The organism is Streptomyces sp. MJM8645 (genome assembly GCF_001625365.1).
Lineage (GTDB): Bacteria > Actinomycetota > Actinomycetes > Streptomycetales > Streptomycetaceae > Kitasatospora.
In genome coordinates this window covers 1,997,437-2,009,233 of sequence record NZ_LJJF01000001.1, presented here as the reverse complement: position 1 = coordinate 2,009,233, position 11,797 = coordinate 1,997,437, and the positions used below count along the sequence as shown (strand labels likewise).

Below are 11,797 nucleotides of genomic sequence, written 5' to 3'. Positions count from 1 at the left end.
GGGTCGGCGGTCGGCATTTCGGACATTCAGTCAGAAACCAGGCTCCCTACCCATCGACATCCGTCGGTACGATCCCCCGTCGGGTCGGACCGACCCGGAAATTCGAGGCGAGAGGCCTTCGACGTGGCAGCACCGCAGAACTACCTCGCAGTCATCAAGGTCGTCGGAATCGGCGGCGGTGGTGTCAACGCCATCAACCGGATGATCGAGGTCGGTCTCAAGGGCGTCGAGTTCATCGCGATCAACACCGATGCGCAGGCCCTCCTGATGAGCGACGCCGACGTCAAGCTCGATGTGGGCCGTGAACTCACCCGGGGCCTCGGCGCCGGCGCCAACCCCGAGGTCGGCCGCAAGGCCGCCGAGGACCACCGCGAGGAGATCGAGGAGGTCCTCAAGGGGGCCGACATGGTCTTCGTCACCGCGGGTGAGGGTGGTGGCACGGGCACGGGCGGCGCGCCCGTGGTCGCCAACATCGCCCGTTCGCTCGGCGCCCTGACCATCGGCGTGGTCACCCGGCCCTTCACCTTCGAGGGCCGCCGCCGCGCCAACCAGGCCGAGGACGGCATCGCGAGCCTGCGCGAAGAGGTCGACACCCTCATCGTGATCCCCAACGACCGGCTGCTGTCCATTTCGGACCGCCAGGTCAGCGTGCTCGACGCGTTCCGCTCGGCCGACCAGGTCCTGCTCTCCGGTGTCCAGGGCATCACCGACCTGATCACCACCCCCGGCCTGATCAACCTCGACTTCGCCGACGTCAAGTCCGTCATGTCGGAGGCCGGTTCGGCGCTCATGGGCATCGGCTCGGCCCGCGGCGAGGACCGCGCCAAGGCGGCCGCCGTGATGGCGATCTCCTCGCCGCTGCTGGAGGCCTCGATCGACGGCGCCCGCGGCGTGCTGCTCTCCATCTCGGGCGGCTCCGACCTCGGCCTGTTCGAGATCAACGAGTCGGCCCAGCTGGTCAGCGAGGCCGCGCACCCCGAGGCCAACATCATCTTCGGCGCGGTCATCGACGACGCGCTCGGCGACGAGGTCCGGGTCACCGTCATCGCGGCCGGCTTCGACGGCGGGCAGCCGCCGGCGATCGTCCGCGACCCGGTGGTCAAGGCCACCCCCGCCGCGGCCACGCCGCCGGCCGCCCCGGAGCGCCCGGCCACCCGGCCGTCCTACGGGAGCATCGGCTCGGTGACCTCCCGTTCGGAGGGGGAGACCCACGCCTCGCCGCGGGCCACCGAGACCGTGACCGCCGCCCCGGTGCCGCCGCAGGTGCAGCCGGTCCGGCAGCCGTACGTCGAGAGCCCGGCGGAGGAGCTCGACGTCCCGGATTTCCTTAAGTGATCGATCACGCCGTACGCGCGGGTGCTCACTTCGCCTTCACCGACAGGTGGGGCGGGGTGAGCACTTCGCCGTACGGGGAGCTCAACCTCGGCGGGGCGGTGGGGGACGACCCGGAGACCGTCCGGGAGAACCGGGCGATCGCCGCCGGGGAGCTCGGGCTCGACCCGGCCGACGTGGTCTGGATGAACCAGGTGCACGGTGCGCAGGTCGCCGTGGTGACGCAGCGCCAGTCGCCGGGGGAAGCCCCCACGGTGGACGCGGTGGTCACCGACCGGCCGCTGGCGCTCGCCGTCCTGACCGCCGACTGCACCCCGGTGCTGCTGGCCGACCCGGTGGCGGGCGTGGTGGGCGCGGCCCACGCGGGCCGGCCCGGGCTGGCGGCCGGGGTGGTGCCCGCGGTCGTGCGGGCGATGGTCGAACTGGGGGCCGAACCCGGCCGGATCGCCGCGGCCACCGGCCCGGCGGTCTGCGGCCGGTGCTACGAGGTGCCGGCCGGCCTGCGGGCGGAGGTCGCCGCGGTGGTGCCCGCCGCGTTCGCCGAGACCTCCTGGGGAACACCGGCGCTGGACGTGGCCGAGGGGGTCGCGGCCCAGCTGGCCGCCGCCGGGGTCACCGAGTTGGTGCGGTCACCGGTCTGCACCCTCGAATCCGCGGACCACTACTCCTATCGCCGCGAGCAGCGCACCGGCCGGCTCGCGAGCTACGTCTGGTTGGGCTCTGATCATTGATGACGAACGACATCTACGGACCGTTCCCGGGGAGTCGCGGCGGCCTTCCCGACCAGAGCTGGCTGGAGACCCTGACGGAGGGGCAGCGGGCCCGGTACGAGGAGCTGGGGACCAACCTCGACGTGGTCGAGCGGCGGATCGCCGACGCCTGTGCGGCTGCCGGACGGCCGCGTGACGAGGTCACCCTGGTCGTCGTCACCAAGACCTACCCCGCCGAGGACACCGCGCTGTTGGCCGGACTGGGTGTGACGGATGTCGCGGAGAACCGCGACCAGGACGCCGCTCCCAAGGCAGAGCAGTGCAGAAACCTTCCTCTTGACTGGCACTTCGTCGGACAGCTGCAGACCAACAAGGTCCGCTCGGTCGTCCGGTACGCGAACCACGTGCACTCGGTGGACCGGCTGCGGCTGGTCGGGTCGCTCTCCGCGGCGGTGCTCAAGTCCGAGCGCCCGGAGCTGGGTTGCCTGGTGCAGGTGGCCCTGGACAAGGAGCACGGCGAGGGGGCCCACCGGGCCGGAGTCGCCCCGGAGGATGTCGCGGAACTCACGGACGCGATCGCCGACACGCCCGGCCTGCGGCTGGACGGTGTGATGACCGTCGCTCCGCTGGCCGGTCCGCTCGCCGGGGACCCGCTCCGCGCCTTCGAGCGGCTGACGGAAATCGCAACCGCAGTACGCACGACCCATCCTGCTGCCACCATGGTCTCCGCAGGGATGAGCGGTGACCTTGAGCAGGCGATTGCCGCCGGGGCGACACATGTGCGCGTCGGAACGGCGGTACTCGGAGTGAGGTCACCCCTCAGGTAACGTCACCGGGTAGTAGATCAGACTGCAGGACAAAATAGGACAGAATCTAGCAGCTCCTCGGAGCGCTAGCGAACCGTGGATCGCAGCTCCGCGGCCCCCACCCCAAGAACTCTGACCGGCCGTCGGCCTGACGGGCCGTCGTGGGTGGACCGCGGAATCCGCAGGCAGGGCCGCACGGCCTGGCCGCCGGGACGGAGCCGGTCCGCACGGAGCGAGCAGAGCGAGCGACCATCGGAAGGTGCGCGTTTCGCGAAGCCGCCACCGAGCGCCAGCGAGGTGGCTATGAGCGGAGGAGACAGGAGCATGGCCGGCGCAATGCGCAAGATGGCGGTCTACCTCGGCCTCGTGGAGGACGAGACGTACGACGGTCAGGGGTACGACCCTGACGACGACTACGACGCGGACCCCGAGCCGATTCGAACGGGACAGCGGACCGAGGACATCCCCCGGCCGGCCGCCGCGCCCGCCCCGGTCTCCTCGATCACCCCGCAGCCGGTTCCGGCCGCGGTGCCGATCCGGCAGGAGACCCCGAGGATGGCCCCCGTGTCGTCCATCACACCCGAACGCCGCCACAACCTGGAGAAGAGCGCCCCGGTGATCATGCCCAAGGTAGTGAACGAACGAGAGCCCTACCGCATCACCACGCTGCACCCGCGAACCTACAACGAGGCCCGTACCATCGGGGAACAGTTCCGTGGCGGGACCCCCGTGATCATGAATCTGACCGAGATGGACGACACCGACGCGAAGCGACTCGTAGACTTCGCCGCTGGACTCGTCTTCGGTCTGCACGGCAGTATCGAGCGCGTGACACAGAAGGTGTTCCTGCTGTCGCCTGCTAACGTCGATGTCACGGCGGAGGACAAGGCTCGGATCGCCGAGGGTGGGTTCTTCAACCAGAGCTGACCCGGCCACGACTTTACGTGTGGATCTGATCAACAGTGGATTAGCGACAGGTGACGAGCGGCGGGCCCGAGGGCCCGGAACCGGGGAGAGGGAAACGCGATGGACATCGTGTGGGCGGTGCTCTACTACGCCCTGACCGTCTTCCTGGTGTTCCTGCTTGTGCGACTGGTCATGGACTGGGTCTTCCAGTTCGCGCGTTCGTGGCGGCCCGGCAAGGCCATGGTCCTGGTCCTGGAGGCCACGTACACTGTCACGGATCCGCCGCTCAAGCTTCTTCGGCGGTTCATTCCGCCGTTGCGTTTCGGGGGCGTGGCGCTCGACCTGTCCTTCTTCGTACTGATGATCATTGTGTATGTCCTGATCTCGCTTGTGCGGCCCTAGTCGTAGGTGAGCGATGCGACAGGATGCCGGTGTGCCGACGATCACGTTGAGGTGAAGAGATGCCATTGACCCCCGAGGACGTTCGGAACAAGCAGTTCACGACCGTCCGCCTGCGCGAAGGCTATGACGAGGACGAGGTCGATGCCTTCCTCGACGAGGTCGAAGGAGAGCTGACCCGCCTGCTTCGCGAGAACGAGGACCTGCGCGCCAAGCTGGCCGCCGCGACTCGCGCCGCCGCGCAGAACCAGGCGAACATGCGGAAGGAGCCGCCGCAGGACGCCCGTTCCGGCGCCCCCGTCCCGGCCGCCATATCCGGCCCGCCGGTTCCCGGCCAGCAGGGCCCCGGTCCGCAGCAGCAGCAGATGGGCCCCGGTGGTCCGCAGCAGCAGCAGCAGATGGGCGGCCCGCAGCAGCAGCAGATGGGCAACCAGCCGCTCGGCCTGCCCTCCGGCGCCCCGCAGCTCCCCGCCGGCCCCCAGCAGATGGGCGGCCAGCAGCAGCAGATGAACCAGACCATGGGCGGCCAGCAGCAGCTGGTGCAGCCGATGGGCGGTCAGATGCTCCAGCCCATGGGCGGCCCCGGTGGTCCGCAGCAGATGGGCAACCCGATGGGCCAGGGCATGGGCCAGCAGCAGCAGATGCAGCCGATGGGTGGCCCCATGGGCGGCCCGCCGCAGCAGCAGATGGGCGGCCCGCTCGGCGCCCCCATGCAGCAGCAGGGCCCCGGTGGCGACAGTGCCGCCCGTGTTCTGGCGCTCGCTCAGCAGACCGCCGACCAGGCGATCTCGGAGGCCCGTTCCGAGGCCAACAAGATCGTCGGCGAGGCCCGCAGCCGCGCCGAGGGCCTGGAGCGCGACGCCCGTGCCAAGGCCGACGCCCTGGAGCGGGACGCGCAGGAGAAGCACCGCGTCGCGATGGGCTCGCTGGAGTCCGCGCGCGCCACGCTGGAGCGCAAGGTCGAGGACCTGCGGGCGTTCGAGCGCGAGTACCGGACGCGCCTGAAGTCGTACCTGGAGACCCAGCTGCGCCAGCTGGAGTCGCAGGCCGACGACTCGCTCGCCCCGCCGCGGATCCCCGCCACCGCGTCGCTGCCGCCGGCGGCCTCGTCGATGGCTCCGGCCGGTGCCGGTGCGATGAGCGGTGCCCCGGCCTTCGGTGGCAACCAGCCGGCCTTCGGCGGCAACGCGCCGTCGTTCGGTGGGCAGAGCTCCTTCGGCGGCAACCCGCCGGCGCCGAGCTTCGGCGGCCAGGCGTCCGGTGGCAACACCGGCGCGCCGCAGATGCAGCCGGCCGGGATGACGCAGCCGATGGCGGCCGTCCGCCCGCAGCCTCCGCAGCCGATGCAGCAGGCTCCGGCGCCGATGCGGGGCTTCCTGATCGACGAGGACGGCGACAACTGAGGTTGTAGCACGGCCTTTTGAGAGCGCCCCCTGTTCGACCCACGGGTCGAACAGGGGGCGCTCTGCTGTGGTGCGGACGGGGGCGGGGGATGGGCGCGCGCGGGGTGGTGACGCCACTTCAGGGGCGCGCGGGTACGGCGAAGCCGCCGTCGCCCCGGGCGGGGTGACGGCGGCTTCGGAGTCGGTCAGGCCTTGCGGAGCTGGAAGGCGAGGCCGAGGGCTTCGTCGGCGAAGGTCTCGGAGTCCCAGTCGGCCGTGCCGGCGGCGAAGTCGGTGGCCAGGACCTCCTCGGCGACGAGGGGGCCGTGCTCGGCGATGGCCTCGGCGGTCTCCTCGGTGGTGGCCCGCCAGCGCAGGACGATCCGGTCGGCGACGTCGAGGCCGGAGTTCTTGCGGGCCTCCTGGATCTGGCGGATGGCGTCGCGGGCGACGCCGAGCCGCTTGAGCTCCGGGGTGATGGCCAGGTCGAGGGCGACGGTGGCGCCGGACTCGTTGGCGACGGCCCAGCCCTCGCGCGGGGTCTCGGTGATGATCACCTCGTCCGGGGAGAGGGCGACCGGCTCGCCGTTCAGCTCGACCGAGGTCTCGCCGTCGGCGCGCAGTTCGGCGGCCAGGCGGGCGGCGTCGGTGGCGGCGACCGCCTTGGCGACGTCCTGCACGCCCTTGCCGAACCGCTTGCCCAGGGCGCGGAAGTTGGCCTTGGCACTGGTGTCGACGAGCGAGCCGCCGACCTCGGCGAGCGACTCCAGGGTGGAGACGTTGAGCTCCTCGGCGATCTGCGCGCGCAGGTCGGCGGGCAGCTCGTCCCAGCCCTGGGCGGCGATCAGCGCGCGGGACAGCGGCTGACGGGTCTTCACGCCGGACTCGGCGCGGGTGGCCCGGCCGAGCTCCACCAGGCGGCGGACCAGCGCCATGTGCCGGGAGAGGTCGGTGTCGATCAGCGACTCGTCCGCCTGCGGCCAGGTGGCCAGGTGGACCGAGGCCGGGGCGTCCGCGGCGATCGGGACGACCAGGTCCTGCCAGACCTGCTCGGTGATGAACGGGGTCATCGGGGCCATCAGGCGGGTGACCGTCTCCAGCGCCTCGTGCAGGGTGGCGAGCGCGGCCGCGTCGCCCTGCCAGAAGCGGCGGCGGCCGCGGCGGACGTACCAGTTGGACAGGTCGTCGACGAAGCCGGACAGCAGCTTGCCGGCGCGCTGGGTGTCGTACGCCTCGAAGGCGGCGTCGACCTCGCGGACCAGGGTGTTCAGCTCGGAGAGCACCCAGCGGTCCAGCTGCGGGCGGTCGGCCGGGGCCGGATCGGCCGCCGAGGGGGACCAGCCGGCGGTGCGGGCGTACAGGGCCTGGAAGGCGACGGTGTTCCAGTAGGTGAGGAGGGTCTTGCGGACCACCTCCTGGATGGTGCCGTGGCCGACCCGGCGGGCCGACCAGGGCGAACCGCCGGCGGCCATGAACCAGCGGACGGCGTCGGCGCCGTGCTGGTCCATCAGCGGGATCGGCTGCAGGATGTTGCCCAGGTGCTTGGACATCTTGCGGCCGTCCTCGGCCAGGATGTGGCCCAGGCAGACGACGTTCTCGTAGCTGTTCTTGTCGAACACCAGGGTGCCGACCGCCATCAGCGTGTAGAACCAGCCACGGGTCTGGTCGATCGCCTCGGAGATGAACTGCGCCGGGTAGCGCTTCTCGAACAGCTCCTTGTTCTGGTACGGGTAGCCGTACTGGGCGAAGGGCATCGAGCCCGAGTCGTACCAGGCGTCGATGACCTCGGGGACCCGGGTCGAGGCGCCGCCGCACTCGCGGCAGGCGAAGGTCACGTCGTCGATGTACGGGCGGTGCGGGTCGAGCTCGCTCTGGTCGGTGCCGGTGAGCTCGGAGAGCTCGGCCAGCGAGCCGACGCAGGTGAGGTGGCCCTCCTCGCAGCGCCAGATCGGCAGCGGGGTGCCCCAGTAGCGGTTACGGCTGAGCGCCCAGTCGATGTTGTTGTTCAGCCAGTCGCCGAAGCGGCCGTGCTTGACGGTCTCCGGGTACCAGTTGGTGGCCTCGTTCTCCCGGATCAGGGCGTCCTTGACCGCGGTGGTGCGGATGTACCAGGACGGCTGCGCGTAGTAGAGCAGCGCGGTGTGGCAGCGCCAGCAGTGCGGGTAGCTGTGTTCGTACGGGAGGTGGCGGAAGAGCAGGCCGCGCTCCTTGAGGTCCGCGACCAGGGCCTCGTCGGCCTTCTTGAAGAACTGGCCGCCGACCAGCGGGACCTCGGGGGCGAAGGTGCCGTCGGCGAGGACCGGGTTGACCACCGGCAGGCCGTACTTGCGGCAGGTCGCGAGGTCGTCCGCGCCGAAGGCGGGCGACTGGTGGACGATGCCGGTGCCGTCCTCGGTGGTGACGTAGTCCGCGTTGAGGACGTAGTGCGCGTTCTCGATCTCGACCAGGTCGAACGGGCGGCGGTAGGCCCAGCGCTCCATCTCGGCGCCGGTGAAGGACTCGCCGGTGGCCTCCCAGCCCTCGCCGAGGGCCTTGGCGAGCAGCGGCTCGGCGACGACCAGCTTCTCCTCGCCGTCGGTGGCCACCACGTAGGTGACCTCCGGGTGGACGGCGGCGGCGGTGTTGGAGACCAGGGTCCACGGGGTGGTGGTCCAGACCAGCAGCGCGGCCCGGCCGGCCAGCGGGCCGCTGGTCAGCGGGAAGCGGACGAAGACCGAGGGGTCGACGACGGTCTCGTAGCCCTGGGCCAGCTCGTGGTCGGACAGGCCGGTGCCGCAGCGCGGGCACCAGGGGGCGACCCGGTGGTCCTGGACCAGCAGGCCCTTGTCGAAGATCTGCTTGAGCGACCACCAGACGGACTGGACGTACGACGGGTCCATCGTCCGGTAGGCCTCGTCGAGGTCGACCCAGTACCCCATGCGGGTGGTCAGCTCGGTGAAGGCGTCGGTGTGGCGGGTCACCGACTCGCGGCACTTGGCGTTGAACTCGGCGATGCCGTACGCCTCGATGTCCTGCTTGCCGGAGAAGCCCAGCTCCTTCTCGACGGCGAGCTCGACCGGGAGGCCGTGGCAGTCCCAGCCGGCCTTGCGGGCGACGTGGTAGCCCTTCATCGTCCGGAAGCGCGGGAAGACGTCCTTGAAGACGCGGGCCTCGATGTGGTGGGCGCCGGGCATGCCGTTGGCGGTCGGCGGGCCCTCGTAGAAGACCCACTCGGGGCGGCCCTCGGACTGCTCCAGGCTGCGCTGGAAGATCTTGTTGTCCTGCCAGAACGACAGGATCTGGTGTTCGAGGGCGGGCAGGTCCACCTGTGCGGGGACGGAGTTGTAGGTGCTCATCGCGGGCGTCATACCTCCGGCGGATGTGAACGGGATCCGACGGAGGGACGAGACGGCGAGCCGCCCCGCGGTACCACCCTCCTTGGCCGCGGTGCTGCTGCGGCCCTCTTGTTTGGGCTTGCTGCCGGGTCTAGTGGGCCGGCCCGCGCGGTGGCGGGCGGCCGTTCTTCCGGCGGCTCCGGGGTGATCTTCCCGCCGTGCACACCCCCGGGCTCGCACCGTCCCCGGGTCGCTGGTGGCTGCGTACGTCGGTACTCGTCCCATCTGCGCCTTGCAGGGCCAGTGTATCGGCCGGGTGAGTCGGTTTGTCCAAATCGTTTTTCCCCGCGGTGGACGGCCGGGGCGCTCCGGGGCCGGCGGCGGTGGTGGTTAGGCGGGGGTGATCTGGGCACAAGTCTGGTCAGCGCGCGGGGCGTGGCGGCTGGGGCGACTGCCTGGGTGGGATCATCATGGGGCGTCGGAATGTCATGTTGTGACCGGTTTTGATCGGGATTATCGTTCCGGCACTGGAGGCCGCCGGGAACCGGCGGCTCGATTCGTTCGTAGATGGGGTCGAAGCCATGGCTGAGAAGGCAACCGGCGCGGGTACCGCCACCAAGCGGGCACGCAAGGCCGTGGCGGCCGATCCAGGGGAGGGGACCGTGACCACTACCGCACGGCAGAAGAGCAGCACCGACACCGTCACCGTGCCGCGCGGCGCCGAGTCGGTGGACCCGGCCACGTTGCCGGTCCGGCCCGGCGAGGACCCGTGGACCACCGACGAGGTCCACGAGCTGCACACCGAGCTCATCAGCGAGCTGGAGCGGCTGCAGAACGAGATCGACGCCGCCGAGGCGGCCATCTCCGGCCTGATGCGTGACTCCAACGACGGAGCCGGTGACGACCAGGTGGACGCCGGTACGAAGAACATCTCGCGGGAGAGTGAACTCGCGCTCGCCAACAACGCCCGGGACAGCCTCGCCCAGACCGAGCGGGCCCTGACCAGGCTGGAGGGCGTCGGCTTCGGCACCTGCGAGTCCTGCGGGCAGGCCATCGGAAAGGCCCGGATGCAGGCCTTCCCCCGGGCCACGCTCTGCGTGCAGTGCAAGGCCAAGCAGGAACGCCGCTGACGCGGCCGACCGGGGCGGCGCAGGGGGTCGGGCTTGCCGTACGCTCGACCCCGTAACGTCGCCTGAATCCTGGGACACGTCCGGTTCGGAGGTGTCCGGTACGGCGACCATGGGCCCACCCTCCCCCACCTCCAACCGGGGGAGCTCCACCGGCAGCGGAGCGGATCATCAGTACGCAAGGTTCCCCCCAGACGCGGGACGACGCCGTCCCGACCCCCGCCGAAGCCGTGGAGGTGGCCGTGGCCGAGCCCACCGAGCCCGCGGAGCCTGCCGAGCCCGCCGAGGCGACCGCCCCGGCCGCGGCGGAGGCGCCGAAGGGCCGTCGGCGGATCGGCGTGCTGATGGTCGTCGCGCTGCTCGCCTTCCTGATCGACTTCGGCAGCAAGCTGCTGGTCGTGGCCCGGCTGGAGAACCACGCGGCGATCAAGGTGATCGGGGACGTCGTCACCTTCCAGGTCATCCGCAACTCCGGCGCCGCCTTCGGCATGGGGCAGGCGCTGACCGTCGTCTTCACGATGATCGCCTCGGCCGTCATCGTGGTGATCTGGCGGATCGCCCGCCGGCTGTACAGCCTGCCCTGGGCGATCGCGCTCGGGCTGCTGCTCGGCGGGGCCCTGGGCAACCTCACCGACCGGCTGTTCCGCTCGCCGGGCGTCTTCCGCGGGCACGTCGTCGACTTCATCTCCGTCCAGCACTTCGCGGTCTTCAACCTCGCCGACTCGGCGATCGTCTGCGGCGGAATCCTCGTCGTGCTGCTCTCCTTCCGGGGCAGCAACCCGGACGGCACCGTCCACCAGCAGGGCGGCAAGACCGAGTAGCAGGGGCCCCGGGCGGTCGGGCGGGCGGCGGAGGGCCGCGGTTCCGGCATACTCGTACGGGTGAGTACCGCAGCGCAGATCCGCAGCCTCCCCGTACCCGACGGCCTGGAGGGCGAGCGCCTCGACGCCGCCCTCGCCCGGATGTTCGGTTTCTCCCGGACGAAGGCCGCCGAGTTGGCCGCCGACGGCAAGGTGACGCTCGACGGCGCCGTGGCCGGAAAGTCGGACCGGGTGACCGCCGGTTCCTGGCTGGAGGTCGAGATCCCCGCCCCCGCCGCCCCCGTGCGGATCATCGCCGAGCCGGTCGAGGGCATGCGGATCGTCCACGACGACGAGGACATCGTGCTCGTCGACAAGCCGGTCGGCGTCGCCGCGCACCCCAGCCCCGGCTGGACCGGCACCACCGTCATCGGCGGGCTCGCCGCGGCCGGCTACCGGATCTCCACCTCCGGCGCCGCCGAGCGCCAGGGCGTCGTGCACCGGCTCGACGTCGGCACCTCCGGGCTGATGGTCGTCGCCAAGTCCGAGCGCGCGTACACCGACCTCAAGCGGCAGTTCCACGACCGGATCACCGAGAAGCGCTACCACGCCCTCGTGCAGGGGCACCCGGACCCGCTGAGCGGCACCGTGGACGCGCCGATCGGACGGCACCCCAGCTCGGACTGGAAGTGGGCCGTGACCAAGGACGGCAAGCCGTCCGTCACCCACTACGACCTGGTCGAGGCCTACCGCTCGGCCTCGCTGCTCGACATCAAGCTGGAGACCGGGCGCACCCACCAGATCCGGGTCCACATGTCCGCGCTGCGCCACCCCTGCGTGGGCGACCTGACCTACGGCGCCGACCCGACGCTGGCCAAGCGGCTCGGGCTGACCCGGCAGTGGCTGCACGCCGTGTCGCTCGGCTTCGAGCACCCGGCGGACGGGCAGTGGGTCGAGTTCTCCAGCGAGTACTCGCCCGACCTGCGCAAGGCGCTCGACATCATCTCGTCGGAGAGCTGAG

10 protein-coding genes are annotated in these 11,797 nt (G+C 71.1%); 9 read left to right on the top strand and 1 reads right to left on the bottom strand.

The features are described from left to right. Positions 1–123: 123 nt before the first annotated feature. From ftsZ to A6F73_RS08545, 6 genes are all read left to right on the top strand, one after another. The gene (gene ftsZ, locus A6F73_RS08570; protein ID WP_063347233.1) at positions 124–1,335 is read left to right on the top strand and encodes a cell division protein FtsZ; all 1,212 of its coding nucleotides are present in this window, start codon (positions 124–126) and stop codon (positions 1,333–1,335) included. Then, positions 1,332–2,063, top strand: coding sequence for a peptidoglycan editing factor PgeF (gene pgeF / locus A6F73_RS08565; protein WP_208869064.1), 732 nt, complete (start codon positions 1,332–1,334; stop codon positions 2,061–2,063). Before ftsZ ends, pgeF begins: the two co-directional genes overlap by 4 nt. A gap of 71 nt (positions 2,064–2,134) precedes the next feature. Continuing rightward, positions 2,135–2,869: a YggS family pyridoxal phosphate-dependent enzyme gene (locus A6F73_RS08560; protein WP_063351048.1), complete on the top strand. Its 735-nt coding sequence runs from the start codon at positions 2,135–2,137 to the stop codon at positions 2,867–2,869. A gap of 303 nt (positions 2,870–3,172) precedes the next feature. Next, the gene (gene sepF / locus A6F73_RS08555; protein ID WP_031071810.1) at positions 3,173–3,775 is read left to right on the top strand and encodes a cell division protein SepF; all 603 of its coding nucleotides are present in this window, start codon (positions 3,173–3,175) and stop codon (positions 3,773–3,775) included. A 99-nt stretch (positions 3,776–3,874) separates the two neighbouring features. Further along, a complete protein-coding gene (locus A6F73_RS08550; protein ID WP_063347232.1) occupies positions 3,875–4,156 on the top strand; it encodes a YggT family protein in 282 nt (93 codons plus the stop codon). Positions 4,157–4,215: 59 nt separating this feature from the next. Then, the gene (locus tag A6F73_RS08545) at positions 4,216–5,556 is read left to right on the top strand and encodes a DivIVA domain-containing protein (protein ID WP_063347231.1); all 1,341 of its coding nucleotides are present in this window, start codon (positions 4,216–4,218) and stop codon (positions 5,554–5,556) included. A gap of 185 nt (positions 5,557–5,741) precedes the next feature. Here the strand turns inward: A6F73_RS08545 and ileS are convergent, their stop codons facing one another. Further along, positions 5,742–8,870 (bottom strand): isoleucine--tRNA ligase, encoded by a 3,129-nt coding sequence (gene ileS / locus A6F73_RS08540; RefSeq protein WP_063347230.1) that lies wholly within the window; start codon positions 8,868–8,870, stop codon positions 5,742–5,744. Between the two features lie 641 nt (positions 8,871–9,511). Between ileS and A6F73_RS08535 the strand changes: the two genes are divergently transcribed. The 3 genes from A6F73_RS08535 to A6F73_RS08525 all read left to right on the top strand — a co-directional run bounded on the left by A6F73_RS08535 (position 9,512) and on the right by A6F73_RS08525 (position 11,796). Next, a complete protein-coding gene (locus A6F73_RS08535; protein ID WP_244293330.1) occupies positions 9,512–9,979 on the top strand; it encodes a TraR/DksA family transcriptional regulator in 468 nt (155 codons plus the stop codon). A gap of 239 nt (positions 9,980–10,218) precedes the next feature. Further along, positions 10,219–10,797: a signal peptidase II gene (lspA, locus tag A6F73_RS08530; protein WP_244293329.1), complete on the top strand. Its 579-nt coding sequence runs from the start codon at positions 10,219–10,221 to the stop codon at positions 10,795–10,797. A gap of 60 nt (positions 10,798–10,857) precedes the next feature. Beyond that, a complete protein-coding gene (locus A6F73_RS08525) occupies positions 10,858–11,796 on the top strand; it encodes an RluA family pseudouridine synthase (RefSeq protein WP_063347228.1) in 939 nt (312 codons plus the stop codon). The last annotated feature ends 1 nt before the right edge of the window (position 11,797 follow it).